The organism is Variovorax sp. GW821-FHT09B01 (assembly GCF_059418345.1).
Genome location: NZ_JBWKPQ010000032.1, coordinates 50,149 through 70,836, shown reverse-complemented (window position 1 = coordinate 70,836; position 20,688 = coordinate 50,149). Strand labels below are relative to the sequence as shown.

Annotated in this window: 18 protein-coding genes; 13 read left to right on the top strand and 5 right to left on the bottom strand. The window is 70.6% G+C overall.

Translation table 11 applies throughout. From position 1 onward, the window contains the following. Positions 1 to 2 precede the first annotated feature (2 nt). The gene (locus AC07RV_RS42020) at positions 3 to 914 is read right to left on the bottom strand and encodes a LysR family transcriptional regulator (protein WP_296788856.1); all 912 of its coding nucleotides are present in this window, start codon (positions 912 to 914) and stop codon (positions 3 to 5) included. A 164-nt stretch (positions 915 to 1,078) separates the two neighbouring features. On the opposite strand from AC07RV_RS42020, the gene AC07RV_RS42015 reads away from it, so the two are divergent. The 4 genes from AC07RV_RS42015 (at position 1,079) to AC07RV_RS42000 (ending at position 7,134) form a co-directional block, all read left to right on the top strand. Beyond that, the gene (locus AC07RV_RS42015) at positions 1,079 to 2,071 is read left to right on the top strand and encodes a tripartite tricarboxylate transporter substrate binding protein (protein WP_296788858.1); all 993 of its coding nucleotides are present in this window, start codon (positions 1,079 to 1,081) and stop codon (positions 2,069 to 2,071) included. A gap of 7 nt (positions 2,072 to 2,078) precedes the next feature. Beyond that, positions 2,079 to 3,374, top strand: a complete 1,296-nt coding sequence (locus AC07RV_RS42010) for a hypothetical protein (protein WP_296788859.1) — start codon at positions 2,079 to 2,081, stop codon at positions 3,372 to 3,374. Positions 3,375 to 3,427: 53 nt separating this feature from the next. After that, on the top strand, positions 3,428 to 4,543 hold the full coding sequence (gene hemE, locus AC07RV_RS42005) for a uroporphyrinogen decarboxylase (protein WP_208510200.1): 1,116 nt from the start codon (positions 3,428 to 3,430) through the stop codon (positions 4,541 to 4,543). Between the two features lie 485 nt (positions 4,544 to 5,028). Further along, positions 5,029 to 7,134, top strand: coding sequence for a primosomal protein N' (locus tag AC07RV_RS42000; protein WP_296788860.1), 2,106 nt, complete (start codon positions 5,029 to 5,031; stop codon positions 7,132 to 7,134). A gap of 23 nt (positions 7,135 to 7,157) precedes the next feature. Here AC07RV_RS42000 and AC07RV_RS41995 read toward each other — a convergent pair whose 3' ends face one another. Then, the gene (locus AC07RV_RS41995) at positions 7,158 to 7,376 is read right to left on the bottom strand and encodes a hypothetical protein (RefSeq protein ID WP_281077749.1); all 219 of its coding nucleotides are present in this window, start codon (positions 7,374 to 7,376) and stop codon (positions 7,158 to 7,160) included. A 319-nt stretch (positions 7,377 to 7,695) separates the two neighbouring features. Between AC07RV_RS41995 and AC07RV_RS41990 the strand changes: the two genes are divergently transcribed. Then, complete coding sequence (locus AC07RV_RS41990; protein ID WP_296788861.1) at positions 7,696 to 8,316, top strand: hypothetical protein; 621 nt, start codon at positions 7,696 to 7,698, stop codon at positions 8,314 to 8,316. 6 nt (positions 8,317 to 8,322) lie between these two features. Here AC07RV_RS41990 and AC07RV_RS41985 read toward each other — a convergent pair whose 3' ends face one another. After that, positions 8,323 to 9,345 (bottom strand): AEC family transporter, encoded by a 1,023-nt coding sequence (locus AC07RV_RS41985; protein ID WP_296788863.1) that lies wholly within the window; start codon positions 9,343 to 9,345, stop codon positions 8,323 to 8,325. A gap of 185 nt (positions 9,346 to 9,530) precedes the next feature. On the opposite strand from AC07RV_RS41985, the gene AC07RV_RS41980 reads away from it, so the two are divergent. The 4 genes from AC07RV_RS41980 to nadE are packed head-to-tail and all read left to right on the top strand — an operon-like array spanning position 9,531 to position 14,101. Further along, the gene (locus tag AC07RV_RS41980) at positions 9,531 to 11,612 is read left to right on the top strand and encodes an ATP-dependent helicase (RefSeq protein WP_093353807.1); all 2,082 of its coding nucleotides are present in this window, start codon (positions 9,531 to 9,533) and stop codon (positions 11,610 to 11,612) included. Further along, entirely contained in the window at positions 11,609 to 12,061 is a 453-nt protein-coding gene (locus AC07RV_RS41975; protein ID WP_296788865.1) for a hypothetical protein, read from the top strand. Before AC07RV_RS41980 ends, AC07RV_RS41975 begins: the two co-directional genes overlap by 4 nt. Positions 12,062 to 12,069: 8 nt before the next feature. Further along, complete coding sequence (locus AC07RV_RS41970) at positions 12,070 to 13,227, top strand: phospholipase A (RefSeq protein ID WP_296788918.1); 1,158 nt, start codon at positions 12,070 to 12,072, stop codon at positions 13,225 to 13,227. Between the two features lie 28 nt (positions 13,228 to 13,255). After that, complete coding sequence (nadE, locus tag AC07RV_RS41965; RefSeq protein ID WP_093353800.1) at positions 13,256 to 14,101, top strand: NAD(+) synthase; 846 nt, start codon at positions 13,256 to 13,258, stop codon at positions 14,099 to 14,101. 1 nt (position 14,102) lies between these two features. Here nadE and AC07RV_RS41960 read toward each other — a convergent pair whose 3' ends face one another. Beyond that, positions 14,103 to 14,981: a helix-turn-helix transcriptional regulator gene (locus AC07RV_RS41960; protein WP_444814464.1), complete on the bottom strand. Its 879-nt coding sequence runs from the start codon at positions 14,979 to 14,981 to the stop codon at positions 14,103 to 14,105. Between the two features lie 158 nt (positions 14,982 to 15,139). Between AC07RV_RS41960 and AC07RV_RS41955 the strand changes: the two genes are divergently transcribed. Then, positions 15,140 to 15,931 carry a fumarylacetoacetate hydrolase family protein gene (locus AC07RV_RS41955; RefSeq protein ID WP_296788869.1) on the top strand — a complete coding sequence of 264 codons (792 nt, stop codon included), beginning with the start codon at positions 15,140 to 15,142 and terminating at the stop codon, positions 15,929 to 15,931. A gap of 4 nt (positions 15,932 to 15,935) precedes the next feature. Continuing rightward, complete coding sequence (locus tag AC07RV_RS41950; RefSeq protein ID WP_296788871.1) at positions 15,936 to 16,490, top strand: YbhB/YbcL family Raf kinase inhibitor-like protein; 555 nt, start codon at positions 15,936 to 15,938, stop codon at positions 16,488 to 16,490. Between the two features lie 18 nt (positions 16,491 to 16,508). Here the strand turns inward: AC07RV_RS41950 and gntR are convergent, their stop codons facing one another. Then, on the bottom strand, positions 16,509 to 17,546 hold the full coding sequence (gene gntR / locus AC07RV_RS41945) for an HTH-type transcriptional regulator GntR (RefSeq protein ID WP_296788873.1): 1,038 nt from the start codon (positions 17,544 to 17,546) through the stop codon (positions 16,509 to 16,511). Positions 17,547 to 17,732: 186 nt separating this feature from the next. On the opposite strand from gntR, the gene AC07RV_RS41940 reads away from it, so the two are divergent. Then, entirely contained in the window at positions 17,733 to 19,085 is a 1,353-nt protein-coding gene (locus tag AC07RV_RS41940) for a GntP family permease (RefSeq protein ID WP_206175261.1), read from the top strand. A gap of 13 nt (positions 19,086 to 19,098) precedes the next feature. Then, the gene (gntK, locus tag AC07RV_RS41935; protein WP_296788878.1) at positions 19,099 to 20,658 is read left to right on the top strand and encodes a gluconokinase; all 1,560 of its coding nucleotides are present in this window, start codon (positions 19,099 to 19,101) and stop codon (positions 20,656 to 20,658) included. Positions 20,659 to 20,688: the final 30 nt, after the last annotated feature.

Genomic DNA, 20,688 nt, shown 5'->3' with positions numbered 1-20,688 from the left:
CGCTAGAGCGCCTTGCCCTTCCCGAAGTCGCGGAAGTAGGCCTTCAGCAGCCCGACGAAGTCCTCGGCAATGGCCGAGGGCGCCGACTGCGGCGACAGGGCCATCGAGGCCTCGACCGGGCAGCGCGGCCGCAGGGGCAGCACCTTCAGGTCGCGCGCGAACACCGAGGCGACATAGGGATTGACGATGCCGATGCCCGTGCCCTGCGCGGCCATCATGCAGATCGTGACCGAGTAGGTCGTCTCCACCGTCGCCGCCGCCTCCACGCGGTGCTGCTGCAGGGTGCCGAGGAACTGCTGGTGGATCTCGTCGTCGGCATTGAGGGTGAGGAGCACCTGGTCCTTCAGGTCGCGCACGTGCAGGCTGGCGCGGCTCGCGAGCGGATGGCCCGGATGCAGCACGCACACCGCGTCGCTGCGGTGCAGCGGCACGGCCTCGATCTGCGGGTCGCTGATCCCCGAGGTGGTCAGCGCGACGTCGTACAGGCCGTAGAGCAGCCCTTCGCGCAATGCGTGCGAGCCGACGGTCTGCAGGTTCACGTGCACCTGCGGGTAGCGCCGCGAGAAGGCGTGAACGACCGGCGGCATGACGCTCAGGCCCAGCGCCGGCGTGCAGCCCACGCGCAGCGAGCCCGCGCCCGACTTGCGCATGACGGCCACGCTCTGCTCGATGCGGTCGAGCCCGAGGAAATGGCGCTGCACCGTCTCGAACAGCTGCCGCGCCTCGTGCGTGGGCCGCAGCCGCCCCTTGTGGATGTCGAACAGCTTGAGCTGCGTGGCGTTCTGGATCTGCGCGAGCAGGCGGCTCACCGAGGGCTGCGTGGTGTGGAGCATGGCCGCGGCCGCCGTGGTGGTGCCGGTCTGCATGACCGCGCGGAAGGCCTCGATCTGGCGGAAGTTCAATGGTCGCGACATGCAAGGACTCCTGGGACGGCGCCGTGGGCGCGTTCGCGAGGGCATATCTTTTCTGCATAGCCCGGCGACAAGATTGAATTTTCCAGAATGATGCCGCGTTCCTAGACTGCGCCCATTCCCACCATTCATCGCGCCCCACACGCGGCGCGCAGCAAGGAACACGCATGACACAGCAATGGCCGCGCCGGGCCGTCGGCCTCGGCCTTCTCGCAGCCGCCCTCGGCCTCGCCGCGGCGACATCGCAGGCCGCGGAGCCGAAGACCTATCCGGACCAGATGATCCGGCTCGTGGTGCCCTTCACCGCCGGCGGCAGCTCCGACGTGCAGGCCCGCATGCTCGCCGACCGGCTGGGCAAGCTCTACAAGCAGCCGGTGGTGGTCGAGAACCGCCCCGGCGCCGGCGGCCACATCGGCGGCAAGTTCGTGGCCGATGCGCCGGCCGACGGCTACACGCTGCTGCTCGGATCGGTCGGGCTGCACGCGACCTATGGCGTCTTCAAGAAGCTCAGCTACGACCCCGCGAAGGACCTGAAGGTGATCACGGTGCTGGCCGAGATGCCGCACGTGGTGGTGGCCACGCCCTCCCTGCCGGCGGGCGACCTGAAGCAGCTGGTGGCGCTGGCGCGCAAGGCGCCCGACACCCTCAACTTCGGCTCCGCGGGCGTGGGCTCGTCGGTGCACATGATCGGCGAGCTGTTCCGGATCATCGCCGACGCGCCGATCGTGCACGTGCCCTACAAGGGCAGCTCGGCCGCGCTGAACGACCTGCTGGCCGGCCAGATCCAGCTGATGTTCGAGAACCCGCCGACCACCCTGGCCCACATCCGCGGCGGCAAGCTCAAGGCGCTGGCCGTGACGGGCAAGACCCGCCTGCCGGCCCTGCCCGAGGTGCCGACCGCGATCGAGGCCGGCTTCCCGGCCTTCGAGGCCACCTCGTGGACCACCGTGGCGGCCAGCGCCAGGCTGCCGGACGCCATCGCCGACAGGCTCAACGCGGACATCCGCCGCATCGTCTCGTCGAGCGAGTTCGCCCAGGGGCTGGCCGAGCAGGGCATGACCCCGGTGGCCAGCACGCGCGAGGCCGCGACCCGCTTCGTCGCGGCCGAGAAGCTGCGCTGGGACAAGGTGATCCAGCAAGGCCGCATCGCCGCGGAATGAGGAAGCGATGACCGATCCGCTTTTCACGGGCTTCGCACCCGCCGCCTGCCGCCGCGTCGGAACGGACGATGGCCGGCAGCACCACTTCTTCGGCTACTACGACAAGAGCGCCTGGGACCGCAGCGGGCGCTACCTGTTGGCCCAGCAGGTACCCTGGATGGACACCGAACTGCGGCCGGACTCCAGCGCCCGCATCGGCTGCTTCGACCTGCAGGACGGCGACCGTTTCCATGTGCTCGGCGAGACCACGGCCTGGAACTGGCAGATGGGCAGCCAGCTGCAATGGCTGGACGGGGCACCGGGCCGCCAGCTGATCTACAACTGCCGCACGGGCGATGCCGGCGCCTTCTATCCGGGCTTCGGGTCCACGATCGTCGACCTCGACAGCGGCGCCAGGCGCGTGCTGCCGATGCCCGTCTACGTGGTCGCGCCCGACAGCCGCTATGCCCTGAGCGTGGACTACCGGCGCCTGTACGTCACGCACCGAACCATCGGCTACAGCGAGGCCGGCGGCCCCTTCGACCTGCCGCTCGCGCCGGAGGGCGACGGCATCCATGCGATCGACCTCGCCACGGGCGGCACGCGGCTGGTCCTGAGCTACCAGGACCTGCGCCGCTTCCATCCGCGCGCCTCGATGGACCGGGCGATCCACTGGGTCAGCCACATCGAGATCAACCCCTCGTCCTCGCGCGTGCTGTTCCTGCACCGCTGGACCGAGCGCGTCGAGGACGAGACCTGCTTCCTGCACCGGCTGCTAACGATGAACCCCGACGGCTCCGACCTGCGCCTGCTCGAGTGCTCCGACCATCCGCTGCCGCAGCTCGCGCAGGACTTCGACCCCGATGCCGTCGGCACCTTCGACTACGAGAAGTCCGAATACCAGATCTCGCACCCGCTGTGGCGCGACGACGAGCACATCGTCGTCTGGAGCCCGCACGCGGGCAGGATCCGCTACCACCTGTACCACGACAGCGTCGGCGGCGCGGTCGAGGCGATCGGCGAAGGCGTGCTGGTGGAGAACGGCCACATGAGCTTCTCGCCCGTGAACCGGCGCTGGCTGCTGAGCGACACCTACCCCGATGCGCGCACGCACGAGCGCGTGCTGTTCCTGTTCGACATGCAGACCGGCCGGCGCCATGCGCTGGGCAGCTTCTACGCCACGCCCGCGCTGGGCAAGGAGAACCGCTGCGACCTGCATCCGCGCTGGAGCCGCGATGGCCGGCAGGTCTGCATCGACTCGGTGCACGAGTCGCAGCGGCAGATGTACCTCCTCGACGTGTCGGGGATCGTGCAGGCCGGCTGACGCGGAACGGGTGACCCCGGACCCGGTGCGAAGGGCCCTGCGACAATCGCCCGATGCCCTTCGCCCCCCTGCAAAACGACACCTTCCTGCGAGCCTGCTGGCGCCAGGCCACCGACCACACGCCCGTCTGGCTGATGCGCCAGGCCGGCCGCTACCTGCCCGAGTACGTCGCCACCCGCGCACAGGCGGGCAGCTTCATGGGACTGGCCACCAACGTCGACTACGCGACCGAGGTCACGCTGCAGCCGCTGGCGCGCTATCCGCTCGACGCGGCGATCCTGTTCTCCGACATCCTCACTGTGCCCGACGCGATGGGCCTGGGCCTCTCGTTCGAGGCCGGCGAAGGCCCGCGCTTCGCGCGCCCGCTGCGCGACGAGGCCGCCGTGGCCGCGCTCGAGGTGCCCGACATGGACAAGCTGCGCTACGTCTTCGACGCCGTGGCCTCGATCCGCAAGGCGCTCGACGGCCGCGTGCCGCTGATCGGTTTCTCGGGCAGCCCCTGGACGCTGGCCTGCTACATGGTCGAGGGCGCGGGCTCGAGCGACTACCGGCTCGTGAAGAGCATGCTCTACGGCCGCCCCGACCTGATGCACCGCGTGCTCGCGGTCAATGCCGATGCCGTGGCCGCCTACCTCAATGCCCAGATCGACGCCGGCGCGCAGGCCGTGATGGTGTTCGACAGCTGGGGCGGCGTGCTGGCCGACGGCGCGTTCCAGGAATTCAGCCTGGCCTACACCGCGCGCGTGCTCGCCGGCCTCAAGCGCCACGGCCCCGACGGCCAGCCGGTGCCGCGCATCGTCTTCACCAAGGGCGGCGGGCTCTGGCTCGAGGACATGCGCGCGCTCGACTGCCAGGTGCTGGGCGTGGACTGGACCGTGAACCTCGGCGCCGCGCGCCGCCGCGTGGCCGAGGGCAGCGATGGCCAGGCCAAGGCGCTGCAGGGCAACATCGACCCCAACGTGCTGTTCGCGCCGCCCGCGCGCATCGAGGCCGAGGTGGCGAAGGTGCTGCAGGCCTTCGGCGCGCCGCATGCCGACCGCGCGACGGCCGGGCCGACCCACATCTTCAACCTGGGCCACGGCATCAGCCAGTTCACGCCGCCCGAGCACGTGTCGGCGCTGGTGCAGGCGGTGCACACCCAGTCGCGCCAGCTGCGGCAGCCGGCCTGACGCGGCCCGCGGGCCGCCGGCCGCAGCCGTCCGCCGGCATGGCGGATGTGGAAAAGAAGATGGCCAAAATGCGGCGCCGCGGCTTTGTCAAGGCCCAAAACGGGCTTCGGCGACCGACTTATGCACAAAACGCGTGTTGCAGTGCGCAAGATTGCGTTAGGCGGTCCTGGCACCGCTACCAAAGCAATAGCGAAGCTAAGTCGTTGATTTATATGGAGTTTGAACTTTGCCCTTTTTACGGGCATTCCAGCCAGAGCCTTGATTTTCAAGGCTTGGCGGCGAGTCCAGCCCGGTTTTCAACAAAGTTATCCACAGAAACTCTGGACGGACCGCAAAGCACTGAAAAATCAATGACTTAAGTGACTTTGCTCAACACTGCTTTAACAAACCCCGCCAACGAGGACACCATCCCTAACCGGCCCATTCCCCCCGCAGACCTGCTCGGCGAGCCGACGAACGGCAGTCCGGGGACGTCCGGCGCCGCCTTGCCCTGGCGCATCGACGTGGCGGTGCAGACGCCCGCGCACAGCGCGCTGGGCGACGTGCTGAGCTATGGCGGCGATGCGCCGCTGCCGGCCGGCACGCTGGTGCGGGTGCCGCTGGGCCGGCGCGAGGTGCTCGGGGTGGTCTGGCATGCCGAGGCGCGGACGGCCGAGGAACTGGCCGCGCCCGACCTGGCGCTCAAGCCGGTGGCCGCCGCGCTCGATGCGCTCGCGCCGCTGGGCCCGGCCTGGCGCGACCTGGTGGCCTTCGCCGGGCGCTACTACCAGCGCTCGATCGGCGAGATCGCGCTGGCCGCGCTGCCGCCGCAACTGCGCGACCTGAGCACGGTGCAGCTCGCGCGCCGGCTCAAGCGCAAGGGGGCCGACGACGAGGCCGCGGCCGACACCGGCACGCCATCCCCGGTCGAGCCCAGTCCCGAGCAGGCCGCCGCGCTCGCGCGCATCGAGGCCGAGGAAGGCCCGTTCCTGCTGGCCGGCAGCACCGGCAGCGGCAAGACCGAGGTCTACCTGCGCTGCGTGGCCGCGCTGCTGGCGCGCTCGCCCGAGGCGCAGGCGCTGGTGATGGTGCCCGAGATCAACCTCACGCCGCAGCTCGAGGCCCGCTTCAAGGCGCGCTTCGGCGCGCAGGCGGTGGTGTCGCTGCACAGCGGCATGACGAACCCGCAGCGCCTCGCGAGCTGGCTGGCCGCGCATGCGGGCGCCGCGCGCATCGTGCTCGGCACGCGCATGGCGGTGTTCGCCTCGATGCCGGGCCTGGCGCTGATCGTGGTCGACGAGGAGCACGACCCCAGCTACAAGCAGCAGGAAGGCGCGCGCTATTCGGCGCGCGACCTCGCCGTGTGGCGCGGCCACCGCGAGAAGGCCAAGGTGATCCTGGGCTCGGCCACGCCCTCGCTCGAGAGCTGGCACCAGAGCCGTCCGGCCGCCGACGGCGACCCCGGCGGGCGCTACGTGCGGCTGGCCATGCCCTCGCGCATCGGCGCGGGCGAGCTGCCCACGGTGCGGCTGGTCGACATGACGCTGCAGCCCGCGAAGACCGTGCTGTCGGCCAAGCTGCTCGACGCCATCGGCCAGCGCATCGCGCGCGGCGAGCAGAGCATGATCTTCCTCAACCGGCGCGGCTATGCGCCGGTGCTGGCCTGCGGCGACTGCGGCTGGAAGAGCGAGTGCCCGCACTGCAGCGCCTACCGCGTGTTCCACAAGATCGACCGCACGCTGCGCTGCCACCACTGCGGCCACACCGAGCGCGTGCCGCGCGCCTGTCCGGTCTGCGGCAACCTCGACATCGCGCCCGTGGGCCGCGGCACCGAGCGGCTCGAGGAGCACCTGGCCGAGCTGTTCTCGGCCGTGAAGCGGCCCGACGGCAGCGCGGTGAGCATCGCGCGCATCGATGCCGACAGCACGAAGAAGCAGGGCGCGCTCGAATCGCAGCTCGCGGCCGTGCACGCGGGCGAGGTCGACGTGCTGGTCGGCACGCAGATGATCGCCAAGGGCCACGACTTCCGCCGCATCACGCTGGTGGCCGCGGTGAACCCCGACGGCGCGCTGTTCTCGAGCGACTTCCGCGCGCCCGAGCGGCTGTTCAGCCTGCTGATGCAGTCGGCCGGCCGCGCGGGCCGCGACGCCGCCTACCTGGCCACGCAGGGCAGCACGGCCGAGATGTGGATCCAGACGCACCACGCGGAACATCCGCTGTTCCAGGCGCTGCGCCGGCACGACTACCCGGCCTTCGCGGCGCAGCAGCTCGAGGAGCGGCAGGCCGCCGCGATGCCGCCCTTCGCCTACCAGGCGCTGGTGCGCGCCGATGCGCGCACGCAGGAGGCGGCGCAGGCCTTCCTCAACGCGGCGAGCGCCGCGGCCGATGGACTCGAGGGGGCGGCGCAGGTGATGCGCTATCCGGCGGTGCCGCTGGCGATCCAGCGCGTGGCCAACGTGGAGCGCGCGCAGATGCTGCTGGAGAGCCATTCGCGCGCCGCGCTGCAGCGCATGCTCGCGCTGTGGCAGCCGCAGCTGCATGCGTTGCGGCGCACGCCCGAGGGCAAGGGTGTGATCCGCTGGCTGATCGACGTCGATCCGCAGGGGATCTGAACCTCGTCGCCATGGGCCCGCGCTCAGTGCAGGCTCATCGGCTCCTTGCCCATCTCGACATAGCGCAGTTCGCGGTCCGCATGGCGCCGCCGCGCGACGCTGCCGGGCCAGGCGAACACCACCAGGCTCAGCGCGCCGAGCGCCAGCGCCGAGGCCGTGCCGAGCTTGCCGGCCTGCCAGAGCCAGGCCGCGCCGGCGAGCCACGCCAGCCATAAAAGAATTCGGAACAGTGTTGCCATCATCGTGCGAGCTCCCATGCCATCTTCCGGTCTGCGGCCCACTTTAGCAGCGGACATGTGAACTCAAGCATTCATCCGAAGTGGTATCGGATAGCTATGTCTTACGGCCGGCACGGTGCAGGGGAAAAATTCTGCAAAAGGGGTTGACGCCACGCGCGCGCCGCTGCAAAAGACTCCGTGGAGGAGTCCGCAACGGGGCGATCCTCCGGGCCCTCCGCGCCCCTCCAGCCCGCTCTCCTGAAGGCAAAGGTCGCTCGTGAAACCGCTCCATTTCGCAAGTGGGATTCTGTCTTTCGCGGCCTCCGCTTGGGCCTGCTTCCTGGTGCTCGCACCCGTCGCCACGCACGCCGCCGAGATCGAGCGTCAAGGCCGGCTGCTGCTGGTCTCGGGCATGCTCGACGGCAGCGAGATCGCCAGCTTCATCGACCACCTGAGCAGCGGCACGGTACGCACCGTGGTGCTGGAAGATTCCTTCGGCGGCACCGCCGAGGCCGCCGGTGCCTTCGCCGACGCGATCCGCGCGAGCGGCGTCGAGACCGAGGTACGCGGCCAGTGCATGGCGGCCTGCGCCTATGCCTTCCTGGCGGGCAAGACGCACCGCTTCGGCGACGGCTTCCAGGTCAACGGCGTGATGCTGCCGGTGGCTGCACGGCCCACGGCCGCCGAGCTCGCGGTGCGCTGGCGCGACGACGCGCACCGGACGCTGGCCGACTTCACGCCCGGCGCCGCGGCGGCGCCCAAGGTGATCGAGGCCTCGGCCGACGGTCGCGGCGCGCACGACAACTGGCAGCCCGAGCATGGCGTGCTGTTCACCGCCAGCCCCTCGCTGTTCGGCCGCATCTACAACGCCTTCTATTGCGACGGCACGCAGGGCCGCGATTTCTCGAAGTGCGAGCGCCTGCCCGATGCCGATCCGTTCAAGCTGGGCGTGCTGACGCCGTAGCAAGCTTCACTTCAGCAAGCCCACCGCCAGCGGAAAGCTGAAGAAGGCCGCCACCGTCGTCCACAGGATGATGCGCGCGATGCGCCCGTTGTCGGCGCCGAAGCGCTCGGCCAGCATCGACACGTTGCTCGCGCTCGGCAGCGCCGCCACCAGCACGATCGCCACCAGCGCCGGCCACGACAGCGGCAGGCCCAGCGCGATCGCCGCGAGCCCCAGCCCCCACACCAGCAGCGGGTGCGCGAGCAGCTTCACCAGCACCACCGGCAACACGTCGGCCAGCGGCGCCTTCGGCAGGGGCCGCGCGCCGCTGCCCATGGCCTGGGCCACGGCCGCGCTCGCGCCGTGCTCGCGCGCCACCAGCGCCGAGCGCGCGAGCACCGCGCCGATGGTGAACAGGGCCACCGGCGAGGCGGCGTCGGCCAGCATCGCCACCGTGCGCTCCACCGGGCCCGGCAGCGTCCAGCGCGCGGCCGACAGCAGCACGCCGAGCAGGATCGACCACGGCATCGGATTGACCAGGATGCCGCGCAGCGCCTGACGCGCGGCCTGCCGCGGCCCGTGGTGCGCCCCACTCCCGCTGGCGCCGTCGAGCCGCGACAGCGCGATGCACAGCGAGGAGGTGACCACGAGGTCGAAGGCGATGGTGATGATCATCGGCCCGGCCGCCTGTGCGCCGAGGATGGCCACCAGCAGCGGCACGCCCATGAAGCCGGTGTTCGGGAAGGCCGCCACCAGCGCGCCGAAGGCGGCGTCGTTCCAGCCGATGCGCGCATTGCGCGTGAATGCCACCACGCCGCCCACCACCGCCAGCGCGCTCAGGCCCCAGACCAGCGCGACGCTGCCGTCGAGCAGTTGCCCGATCGGCGTGCCCGCGCCGAAGCGCAGCAGCATGCAGGGCAGCGCGAAGTAGAGGACGAAGCTGTTGAGGCCGGGGATCGCATCGAGCGGGAGGATGCGGGCACGGGCGGCGCCGTAGCCGGCGGCGATCAACGCGAAGAAGGGAAAGGTAACGAGAAATACGGGCAGCACGGCTCGATTGTCGCCGCCGGCCCCGGCCCTTCGCAGCAGGCTTCCGATGCCCCTTTACGGTGCGTTTACCGCGCTTCCCACATCGCGGTATCGGCCGACGCCGCGGCCCCTGCGGCCCCCGTATCATTGCCCGCTTTCGCGCCCGCCGCGCCCTGCGGCCCCTGTCGGCTCCCCTCCCCCTTTCCATGTCTCACGGTCTCAACCTCGCGCAACAAGAAGCGGTCAACTACATGCACGGCCCCTGCCTCGTGCTGGCGGGCGCGGGCTCGGGCAAGACGCGGGTGATCACGCACAAGATCGCGCGCCTGATCCAGGCCGGGCTCGAGCCCAAGCGGATCGCGGCCATCACCTTCACCAACAAGGCGGCGGCCGAGATGCGCGAGCGCGCCAAGGGACTGATCGGGCGCGATGCCAAGAAGGTGGTGATCTGCACCTTCCACGCGCTGGGCGTGCGCATGATGCGCGAGGACGGCGCGGTGCTGGGCCTGAAGTCGCAGTTCAGCATCCTCGATGCCGACGACGTGACCAAGATCCTGAAGGACGCGGGCGGCACCAGCGACCTGGCGACCGCGCGCATCTGGCAGTGGACCATCAGCAAGTGGAAGAACATGGGCCTGAACGCGGCCCAGGCCGAGGCCATCGCGGCCGACGACAACGAGCGCATCACGGCCACCATCATGGCGCGCTACGAGGAACGCCTGACCGCCTACCAGAGCGTGGACTTCGACGACCTGATCGGCATGCCGCTCAAGCTGCTGCGCGACTTCGAGGAGGTGCGCAGCAAGTGGCAGTCCACGCTGGGCCACATCCTGGTCGACGAATACCAGGACACCAACGCCACCCAGTACGAGGTGCTCAAGGCGCTGTCGGGCACGCGCGGCCACTTCACCGCGGTGGGCGACGACGACCAGTCGATCTACGGCTGGCGCGGCGCCACGCTCGACAACCTGCGCAAGCTGCCGGTCGACTACCCCACGCTCAAGGTCATCAAGCTCGAGCAGAACTACCGCTCGACCAGCGCCATCCTGCGCGCGGCCAACAACGTGATCGGCCCCAATCCCAAGCTGTTCCCGAAGACGCTGTTCTCCGAGCTCGGCGAGGGCGAACCGGTGCGCGTGGTCGACTGCGACAGCGAGATGCACGAGGCCGAGCGCACGGTGGCGCGCCTCGTGAGCCTGCGCGAGACCTCGAGCCACAAGGAGTTCCGCGACTTCGCGATCCTCTACCGCGCCAACCACCAGGCGCGCGTGTTCGAGCAGGCGCTGCGGCGCGCGCAGGTGCCCTACAAGGTCTCGGGCGGCCAGAGCTTCTTCGACCGCGCCGAGATCAAGGACCTCTGCGGCTGGTTCCGCCTGTGGGTCAACAACGACGACGATCCCGCGTTCCTGCGCGCCATCACCACGCCCAAGCGCGGCATCGGCCACACCACGCTGGCGGCGCTGGGCACCTTTGGCAGCCAGTACAAGCTGAGCCTGTTCGAGGCGCTGTTCTCCTCCTCGCTGCCCAGCGTGATGCCCAAGCGCGCGCTCGAAAGCCTGCACGAGTTCGGCCGCTACATCAACGACCTCGAATACCGCGCGCGCCAGACCATGGGCGCCGAGAACGCGCGTGCCTTCCTCGACACCTGGCTCAAGGAGATCGAGTACGAGAAGCACATCTACGACGGCGAGGACAGCGAGCAGGCCGCGGCCTCGCGCTGGACCAACGTGATGGAGTTCTGCGACTGGATGGCGCAGCGCTGCGGCGGCGAGCTCGACGACGCGGCCGGGGTCAACAACACCAGCGAGCCCAAGAGCCTGCTCGAGGTGGCGCAGACGATCTCGCTGCTGTCGACCATCAGCGAGCGCGAGCAGGACCAGAACGTGGTCACGCTCTCGACGCTGCACGCCTCCAAGGGCCTCGAGTGGCCGCACGTGATGCTGATCGGCTGCAACGAGGGCCTGCTGCCCTTCAAGCTCGACGACGACGATGGCCGCCAGCAGCAGGTCAGCGAGAGCACGCTCGAGCGGCTGCAGGAAGAGCGCCGGCTGATGTACGTGGGCATCACGCGCGCGCAGCGCAGCCTCGCGGTGAGCTGGACCAAGCGCCGCAAGAAGGGCCGCGAGATGGTGCTCGCGCAGCCCAGCCGCTTCATCGCCGAGATGGCGCTCGACAAGAGCACCACGCGCGAGGACCCGCGCGAGAAGCTCAAGGCCCTGCGCGCCGAGTTCGCGCGCAAGGCCCAGGAAGGCGCGGCCGCCGCGGCGGCTTCGTCGGCCGCGCCATGAAGCGCCTCGTTCGAGGCCTGGCCCTCGCGACCCTCGCCCTGCTGGCTTCGGCCGGCGCGCTCGCGCAGGGCAGCAGCTGCCCCGACAGCGTGCAGGACCTGCCGCCCGAGGCGCTCTACGGCCGCTGGGAAGCGCGCTTCGACGGCCTGCCGGCCGTGGCCGTCGTGCAGCTGGCCCGCCATCCCGAATACGCCGGCGTGCGCGGCACCATCGCGCGCCCCGCCGCCACCGGCCGGCCGGCCGCGGTATCGCAACTGGCGGGCGACATCGGCGACGACGGCACGCTGGCCATCGACGAATCGCTCGACGGCCGCAGCATCAGCGGCGTCTGGGTCGGCGCGATGGCGCCCGGCGGTTGCGGCCGCGAATTCCGCGGCACCTGGCGCGATGCCACCGATGAGAGCACGCATCCCTTCGTGCTGACGAAGAAGGAAGGGTCAGGGAAATGAACACCACCATGCAAGGCCGCCTGCGCGCGGTGCTGGCCACCGCGGCGCTGCTGCTGACCGGCGTCGCGCAGGCGCAGGCCGTCGACCAGCCCAAGAGCCCGCTGGCCGACAACCAGCTCACCTGGCAGAGCTGCGCCGCGCTCGGCACCGACAACGGCGCGCGGCTGGCCTGCTACGACCGCTGGGCCCAGCAGCAGACGCTGCCCTCGGTGTCGGTGCCGGTCGCGCCGCCGGTGCTCGCCAACACCCAGCCCGCGCCGCCGGTCGACGGCTCGATCCCGGCCACGCGCGTGGTCTCGGTCGCCACCACCGAAGGCTGCCGCGACCGCCAGTACTCGGCGCTGTCGCGCTTCTGGGAACTGGAGAACGCCACCGACTGCGGCACCTTCGGCTTCCGCGGCTACCGGCCGCTCAACGTCTCGGTCTCGGCCGCCACCCACAAGCCCGACACGCCGACCTCGCCGTCGCCGGACCATACCGGCGACCCGGTGGCCTACCAGGCCAACGAGATGCGCATCGGCCTGTCGGTGCGCACCAAGCTCGCGCAGGGCCTGCTGACGCAGAACGACCCGATCAAGAAGGACTCGCTGTGGTTCGCCTACACGCAGCAGTCGACCTGGCAGCTGTTCAACGGCGCGATCTCGCGGCCCTTCCGCACCACCGACCACGAGCCCGAGCTGATGTATGTCTACCCGACCGACTTCAAGCTGCCGGGCGGCTGGCGCTGGCGCTACACCGGGCTGGGCATCGTGCACCAGTCGAACGGCCAGAGCCTGCCGCTGTCGCGCAGCTGGAACCGCGTCTACCTGATGGCCGGCGCCGAGCTCGACGACCGCTTCAGCATCACGGGCCGGATCTGGAAGCGCATGTCGGAGAACCCGACCAAGGACGACAACCCCGACATCGCCGACTACATCGGCCGCGCCGAAGTCACCGGCCGCTGGAACCTCGACCGCAACAACACGCTGGGCATCACGGTGCGCAACAACCTGCGCGACAGCGGACGCGGCTCGGTGCGGCTCGAATGGCTCAAGGCGATCGGCGACCCGACCAAGAGCAACCTGCGCTTCCACACGCAGCTGTTCCACGGCTACGGCGACACGCTGGTGGACTACAACCGCAAGCGCACGGTGTTGAGCATCGGCCTGAGCCTGGTCGACTTCTGATGTCCGCGAACCCACGGAGACCTTGTCCATGAGCACCGAACTGTCCCCCGTCGACGCCACCCAGCGCGAGATCATCGCGGCGCTGTCCGTCGCGCCCGTGTTCGACGCCGCCGCCGAGCTCGAGCGCCGCGTCGAGTTCCTCGCCGCCTACCTGCGCCGCACCGGCCTGTCGACCTACGTGCTGGGCATCAGCGGCGGCGTGGATTCGCTGACCGCCGGCTGCCTCGCGCAGCGTGCGGTCGAGCGGCTGCGCGCCGAGGGCCGCGAGGCCACCTTCATCGCGATGCGGCTGCCCTACGGCGTGCAGAAGGACGAGGCCGAGGCGCAGGCCTCGCTGGCCGTGATCCGGCCCGACCGCCTGCTGACGGTGGACGTGCGGCCCGCGGCCGACGCGATGCTCGCGGCGCTCAAGGCCGGCGACCTGGCCTTCCGCGACGCGGCGCACGAGGACTTCGTGCTCGGCAACATCAAGGCGCGCCAGCGCATGATCGCGCAGTTCGCGGTGGCGGGCGCGCACAACGGCATCGTGATCGGCACCGACCACGCGGCCGAGGCGCTGATGGGCTTCTTCACCAAGTTCGGCGACGGCGCGGCCGACATCACGCCGCTGACCGGCCTCAACAAACGCCGCGTGCGCGCGGTGGCGCAGCTGCTCGGCGCGCCCGATGCGCTGGTCTACAAGGTGCCCACGGCCGACCTCGAGTCGCTGGTGCCGGGCAAGCCCGACGAGGATGCGTTCGGCGTGACCTACGAGCAGATCGACGACTTCCTCGAGGGCAAGCCGGTGTCGGCCGCGGCGCGCGAGGTCATCCTGTCGACGCACCGCAAGAGCGCGCACAAGCGCGCGCTGCCGGTCGAGCCGCCGGCGGCCTGAGCTACGGCCCGGGCCGCGCCGGCGACTGCGCGCGGAACTCGCGCGGCGTCAGGCCCATGTGCTGCCGGAAGCGCCGGCTGAAATAGACCGCGTCGGCGAAGCCGCATTGCCGCGCGATGTCGGCGATGCGGCCGTCCGAGCCCAGCAGCAGTTCGCGCGCGCGTTCCAGCCGCCTTTCGGTCACGAGCTCGGTGAAGGTGCGCTGGGTCTGCTTCTTCAGCAGGTGCGCGAGGTAGTTCGGCGACAGCATCGCGGCCGCGGCCGCGTCGTTGAGCGACATCTCCTCGCCCAGGTGCTCGCGCACGTAGTGCAGCACGCGCTGCAGCGCATCGCGCCGCGAGCTGTGGCCGCGGTGGCGCGCCGCCTGCTCGTGCAGCGCCGCCTCGTGCCTTCGGCAGGCCAGCGCGACCAGCTGCAGCAGGATGCCGCGGATCGCGCCGCCGGCCGCGAAGCGCCGCTCGCGGTTGAGCGCCGACAGCTCCTCGAGCCAGCCGAGGATGCGCGCGAAGTCCGCGGCCTCGAAATGGAAGTCCACGTACTCCTGGAACAGGAAGGGCGCGAGCTCGGGATGGCGTGCGATCGGCACCTCCTCGAGATCGAGCGGCTCGACCGCCAGCTCGGGCCAGAGGAAGGACTGGTCGAAGTTGACGATGGCGTAGCGCGCGCCCGGCGGATGCGGCACCACGTGCAGCCGGTACGGCAGCACGAAGCTCAGGCAGCCCGCGCCGAAGGGCCGCGCGGCGCCGCCGATCAATTGCTGCGACTCGCCCTCGATGCCGACCTGGATCTGGAAGTACTCGTGGCGGTGCGGGCGCGCGAGCACGTCGCGCGCGCCCTCGAAGCGGATGTCGAAATCGAGGTGGTCGGCGCGCTCCTGCATGCCGTAGAGGCGATGGCTCGTGGTCGAAGCGGGCGGCATCGCGCGATGGTACGCCCGGGCCCCGGGTGTTGCCTGCGTCCTGCTTTTGCGTAGATGCGTGCGCAAGCGCGCGCACCCGGGCTCCCAGAATCGTCCGGCTACCACCGAAGGAGACCGACATGAGCAATTCCTCCCGCCGCGGCCTGCTGGCCGGCGCCGCCATGGCCACCGGCGCCATCGCCGGCTGCGCGCTGCCCGCGGGCGCCGCGCGCAATGCGAAGACGCCGTTCGACGTGCCCGCCGCGACCATCCCGATCGCCGGCAGCGACCAGGTGTTCCCGGTGCGCCGCATCTACTGCATCGGCCGCAACTACGCCGCGCATGCGCGCGAGATGGGCTCCGACCCGACGCGCGAACCGCCGTTCTTCTTCCAGAAGCCGGCCGACGCGGTGCAGGTGGTGCTGCCCGGCACCGTGGCCGACCATCCCTATCCCACGCTGACGAAGAACTACCACTACGAGGCCGAGCTCGTGGTGGCGCTCGGCAAGGGCGGGCGCGACGTGCCGATCGACGATGCGCTGGGCCTGGTCTACGGCTACTCGCTGGGCCTGGACATGACGCGGCGCGACCTGCAGCGCGGCATGGGCGACCAGAAGAAGCCCTGGGAGATCGGCAAGAGCTTCGACCATTCGGCGCCCGTGGGCCCGATCCATCCGGTGTCGCAGGTCGGCCATTTCAGCGACGGCGCGATCTGGCTCAAGGTCAATGGCGAGACGAAGCAGAGCGCCACGCTCAAGCACATGATCTGGTCGGTGGCCGAGCAGATCAGCCGGCTGTCGCAGGCCTTCGAGCTGCAGCCCGGCGACATCATCTACGCCGGCACGCCCGAGAACGTGGGCCCGGTGGTGCGCGGCGACCTGATCGAGATCCACATCGACGGGCTGCCGAACCTGTCGGTGAAGGTGGTCTGAAGCCATGAGGAACACGACACACACGACACGCCTCCTCGGCGCGGCCCTGCTGGCCGGCCTCGCGCTCGGTGCCCAGGCCGCGGGCATGAAGGTCACCTCGAGCGCCTTCGCCGACGGCGCGACCATGCCGAAGATCCATGCGGGCGATGCGCCGGGCTGCGGCGGCCAGGGCGTGTCGCCGCCCGTGGCCTGGAGCGACCTGCCCGCGGGCACGCGCTCGGTCGCGGTGCTGATGAGCGATCCCGATGGCGGCAAGGGCCTCGGCGTCTCGCACTGGGTGGCCTACAACATCCCGGCCGCCAGGGGCCAGCTGCGGCAGGGCGAGGGCCAGGCCGCGAACGCCGGCTTCAGCGTCGGCAAGAACGTGGCCGGCGCCATCGCCTACCGCGGCATGTGCCCGCCGGCCGGCGACCTGCCGCACCACTACGTGCTGACGGTGATCGCCACCGAGGCCGAGCCGGGCTCGCTGCCCGAGGGCCTGACGCGCGACGAACTGCTGGCGGCGCTCAAGGGCCGCGCGCTGATGGGCCAGAGCGTTGTGGGCCTCTACGGGCAGTGAACGAAGCGGCGCGGCGGCTCAGCTGCTCTGCCGCACCACCAGTTCGAAGCCCAGGTCCACGGTGCGATGCGCTTCCGCCACGGGCTCGTCGCGCATCAGCGCGAGCAACATGCCGGCCGCGCGCTCGCCGATCTCGCGGCGCGGCGTGCGCACGGTGGTCAGCGGCGGCAGCATCTGGTCGCTGCCGCCGAGGTCGTTGAAGCCCGCGATCGCCACGCGCTGCGGCACCGGCACGCCGGTGCGCAGCGCGGCCAGCAGCCCGCCCTGGGCCAGGTCGTCGTTGCAATAGAAGATCGCGTCGAGGTCGGGATGACGCGCGCGCAGTTCCTCGAACTGGCGCCCGCCGAGCGCGAGCGAGGTGGGCCCGGGCGTCAGCAGCTCGAGCGCCGGGTCGTGGCAGCCGGCCGCGCGCAGCGCCTCGCGGTAGCCCGCCAGGCGCTGCAGCACGCGCGGATCGAGCTGGCCCGCGGCATAGGCGATGCGGCGGCGGCCGCGCGCGAGCAGGTGCTCGACGATGGCGCGGCCCGCGTCCTGCTGCGAGAAGCCCACGCTGTGGATGCCGGGCGCGTCCGAGGTCTCCATCAGGTGCACGCAGGGCGCGTCGCTGGCCTCGAGCAGGCGCGTGGCGCCCGCGCTGCGGTCGAAGCCGGTCAGCAAGAGGCCCGCGGGTCGCTGCGAGAGATAGCTGCGCAGCAGCGCCTCCTCCTGCGCGGGGTCGTAGTGGGTCACGCCGATCAGCGACTGGAAGCCGTGCGGCGCCAGCGTGTCCTGCACCGCCTCGAGCAGCTCCACGAACAGCTGGTTGGTCAGCGACGGGATCAGCACCGCCACGTGCGAACTGCGCGCCGAGGCCAGCGCGCGCGCCGCCACGTTGGGCACGTAGCCGAGCTCGTCGACCGCGGCCTGCACGCGCGCCCTCAGGTCGGGCGCCACGTTGCGCGCGCCGCGCAGCGCGCGCGAGACGGTGATCGGGCTCACGCCCGAGACGCGCGCCACGTCGTCGAGGGTCACGCGGCTGGAAGAACGGGAGCGCGGGCGCTCGGGAACATCGGCCATGGCGAAATCTAGGGTTACTACCGATCCAGGATTGGACAGCGCTGTCCTAGGATAGCGCTGTCCCGGCCCTTGCCGCCTCGGAAAAACCCGAGGATGCTTCAGAGGCTGGTTTTTTTGGGTTGTGCAGGATAGCGCTATCCCAACCCCGCCGGCCGCCCTTGCAGCGCCCGGCTTCAGGAGACAGACATGTTCGGAATGAGCAAAGAGGTGTTCCTGCTCGTCGACGCCCTGGTGGCGATCCTCGGGCTCATCCTTCTGATCACGCGCTGGCGCGTGCACCCCTTCATCGCGCTGACCCTGGCCGCGGGCTTCCTCGGCCTGACCTCGGGCATGCCGGTGGACCTGGTGATGAAGTCCTTCCAGGACGGCTTCGGCGGCGTGCTGGGCTTCGTGGGCATCGTGCTCGGCCTGGGCACCATGCTCGGCAAGATGATGGCCGAGTCGGGCGGCGCCGACCGCATCGCGCGCACGCTGATCGACGCCTTCGGCAAGGAGCGCGTGCACTGGGCGATGATGTTCGCGGCCTTCCTGGTCGGCATCCCGCTTTTCTTCGAGATCGGCTTCGTGCTGCTGATCCCGCTGGTGTTCATCGTGGCGCGGCGCACCGGCGTGTCGCTGATCCGCATCGGCATTCCGCTCTTGGCGGGCCTGTCGGTGGTGCACGGCCTGGTGCCGCCGCATCCGGGGCCGCTGCTGGCCATCGGCGTGTTCGGCGCCGACATCGGAAAGACCATCTTCTACGGCCTGCTCGTCGGCCTGCCCACCGCGATGATCGCGGGCCCGATCTTCGGCAAGTTCATCTCGAAGTACGTGCCCGGCGAGGCCTCGCCCGAGCTGCTCGAGCAGTTGGCGCGCGAGCCCGAGGCGCGCGAGCTGCCGGGCTTCGGCATCACGCTGCTGACGGTGCTGCTGCCCGTGGGCCTGATGCTGCTGAAGACCTTCGCCGACGTGGCGCTCGACGAGAAGAACATCGTGCGCCAGTGGATGGACTTCATCGGCCATCCGATCACCGCGCTGCTGGCGGCGCTCCTGCTGTCGCTCTACACCTTCGGCTTCGCGCGCGGCTTCACCAGCAAGCAGATCATGAAGTTCGTCGACGACAGCCTGGCGCCCACGGCGGCCATCGTGCTGATCATCGGCGCGGGCGGCGGCTTCAAGCAGATGCTGGTGGCCAGCGGCGTGGGCAACGCGATCGGCCACATGGCGCTGAACGCGCAGGTCTCGCCGATCCTGCTGGCCTGGCTGGTCGCGGGCCTGATCCGCATCGCCACCGGCTCGGCCACGGTCGCCACCATCACGGGCGCGGGCATCGTCGCGCCGCTGGCCACCATGGTGCCGGGCGTGAACCGCGAGCTGCTGGTGCTGGCCACGGGCGCGGGTTCGCTGATCCTGTCGCACGTCAACGACGCGGGCTTCTGGCTGGTCAAGCAGTACTTCAACATGACGGTGGCCGAGACCTTCAAGACCTGGACCGTGATGGAAACGCTGATCTCGGTCGTGGCCATCGTCTTCATCATGCTGCTGAGCATGGTGGTCTGAGGAGGGAGCACCCATGGGCCGCACCGTCATCGGCGTCGACATCGGAACCACCAGCACCAAGGCCGTGGCCTTCACGCCCGCGGGGCGCGTGCTGGCCCATCACGCGGTCGGCTACCCGCTGCTGCAGCCCGAGGCCGGCGCCGCCGAGCAGGATCCCGAACAGATCTTCCAGGCCGTGCTCGCGGCCATCGCGGGCTGCGTGCAGGAGAGCAAGGCCGCGCCCGGCGACGTGCTCGCCGTGTCCTTCAGCGCGGCCATGCACAGCCTGATCCTGGTCGACGGCGCGGGCGCGCCGCTCACGCCCAGCATCACCTGGGCCGACCAGCGCGCCGCGCCCTGGGCCGAGCGCATCCGCGACGAATGGGACGGCCTGGCGATCTACCGCCGCACCGGCACGCCGATCCATCCGATGTCGCCGCTGGCCAAGCTGGTGTGGCTGCGCCACGAGCGCGCCGAGCTGTTCGCGCGCGCCGAGCGCTTCGTCGGCATCAAGGAGTACGTGTTCTTCCGGCTGTTCGGCCAGTGGCAGGTCGACCACTCGATCGCCTCGGCCACGGGTCTCTTCAACATCGAGCGGCTGGCCTGGGACGAAGGCGCGCTCGCGCTGGCCGGCGTGCGCGCCGAGCAGCTCTCGCGCCCGGTGCCCACCACCTGGCACATCGAGGGCCTGGCGGCCGACGTGGCGGCCAAGCTCGGCCTGGCCGAGCACACGCCCTTCGTGATCGGCGCCAACGACGGCGTGCTGTCGAACCTCGGCGTCAACGCGGTCTCGCCCGGCGAGGTGGCCGTGACCATCGGCACCAGCGGCGCGATGCGCACCGTGGTTGACCATCCGATGACCGACCCCGAGGGCCGCACCTTCTGCTATGCGCTGGCCGAGCGGCGCTGGGTGGTGGGCGGCCCGGTGAACAACGGCGGCATCATCCTGCGCTGGGTGCGCGACGAGTTCGCCGCGGCCGAGGCCGAGACCGCCAAGCGCCTGGGCATCGACACCTACGAGGTGCTCACGCGCATCGCCGAGCGCGTGTCGGCCGGCAGCGAGGGGCTGGTGTTCCATCCCTTCCTCACCGGCGAGCGCGCGCCCTACTGGAACGCCAACCTGCGCGGCTCCTTCTTCGGCCTGGGCATCCACCACCGCAAGGAGCACATGATCCGCGCGGTGCTCGAGGGCGTGATCTTCAACCTGCACAGCATCCTGCCGGCGGTCGAGGCGATCGCGGGCCGCAGCGCCCACATCAAGGCCACGGGCGGCTTCGCGCGCTCGGGCATGTGGCGCCAGATGATGGCCGACGTGTTCGACCGCGAGGTGGTCGTGCCCGAGAGCTTCGAGAGCTCCTGCCTCGGCGCCGCGGTGCTGGGCCTGTATGCGCTGGGCCATGTCGATTCGCTCGACGTGGTGGCGGGCATGGTGGGCGCCACGCACCGCCACACGCCCAATGCGAAGAACGCCGCGCTCTACCGGCAACTGCTGCCGGTGTACCTCTCGCTGCCGCGCAAGCTCGGCGAGGAATACCGGCTGCTGGCCGCGTTCCAGCAGCAGACGGCCGCGCCGCCGCCGCCGCGCCGCGGTTGACGCGGCCCCACCCTCGAACGTCCGTTGGAG

Excerpts from the sequence above, each read along its gene's own strand:
- AC07RV_RS42020 (WP_296788856.1), bottom strand. The coding sequence starts at position 914 with ATGTCGCGACCATTGAACTTCCGCCAGATCGAGGCCTTCCGCGCGGTC.
- AC07RV_RS42015 (WP_296788858.1), top strand. The coding sequence starts at position 1,079 with ATGACACAGCAATGGCCGCGCCGGGCCGTCGGCCTCGGCCTTCTCGCA.
- AC07RV_RS42010 (WP_296788859.1), top strand. The coding sequence starts at position 2,079 with ATGACCGATCCGCTTTTCACGGGCTTCGCACCCGCCGCCTGCCGCCGC.
- hemE (WP_208510200.1), top strand. The coding sequence starts at position 3,428 with ATGCCCTTCGCCCCCCTGCAAAACGACACCTTCCTGCGAGCCTGCTGG.
- AC07RV_RS41995 (WP_281077749.1), bottom strand. The coding sequence starts at position 7,376 with ATGATGGCAACACTGTTCCGAATTCTTTTATGGCTGGCGTGGCTCGCC.
- AC07RV_RS41980 (WP_093353807.1), top strand. The coding sequence starts at position 9,531 with ATGTCTCACGGTCTCAACCTCGCGCAACAAGAAGCGGTCAACTACATG.
- AC07RV_RS41975 (WP_296788865.1), top strand. The coding sequence starts at position 11,609 with ATGAAGCGCCTCGTTCGAGGCCTGGCCCTCGCGACCCTCGCCCTGCTG.
- AC07RV_RS41970 (WP_296788918.1), top strand. The coding sequence starts at position 12,070 with ATGCAAGGCCGCCTGCGCGCGGTGCTGGCCACCGCGGCGCTGCTGCTG.
- nadE (WP_093353800.1), top strand. The coding sequence starts at position 13,256 with ATGAGCACCGAACTGTCCCCCGTCGACGCCACCCAGCGCGAGATCATC.
- AC07RV_RS41960 (WP_444814464.1), bottom strand. The coding sequence starts at position 14,981 with ATGCAGGAGCGCGCCGACCACCTCGATTTCGACATCCGCTTCGAGGGC.
- AC07RV_RS41955 (WP_296788869.1), top strand. The coding sequence starts at position 15,140 with ATGAGCAATTCCTCCCGCCGCGGCCTGCTGGCCGGCGCCGCCATGGCC.
- AC07RV_RS41950 (WP_296788871.1), top strand. The coding sequence starts at position 15,936 with ATGAGGAACACGACACACACGACACGCCTCCTCGGCGCGGCCCTGCTG.
- gntR (WP_296788873.1), bottom strand. The coding sequence starts at position 17,546 with ATGGCCGATGTTCCCGAGCGCCCGCGCTCCCGTTCTTCCAGCCGCGTG.
- AC07RV_RS41940 (WP_206175261.1), top strand. The coding sequence starts at position 17,733 with ATGTTCGGAATGAGCAAAGAGGTGTTCCTGCTCGTCGACGCCCTGGTG.
- gntK (WP_296788878.1), top strand. The coding sequence starts at position 19,099 with ATGGGCCGCACCGTCATCGGCGTCGACATCGGAACCACCAGCACCAAG.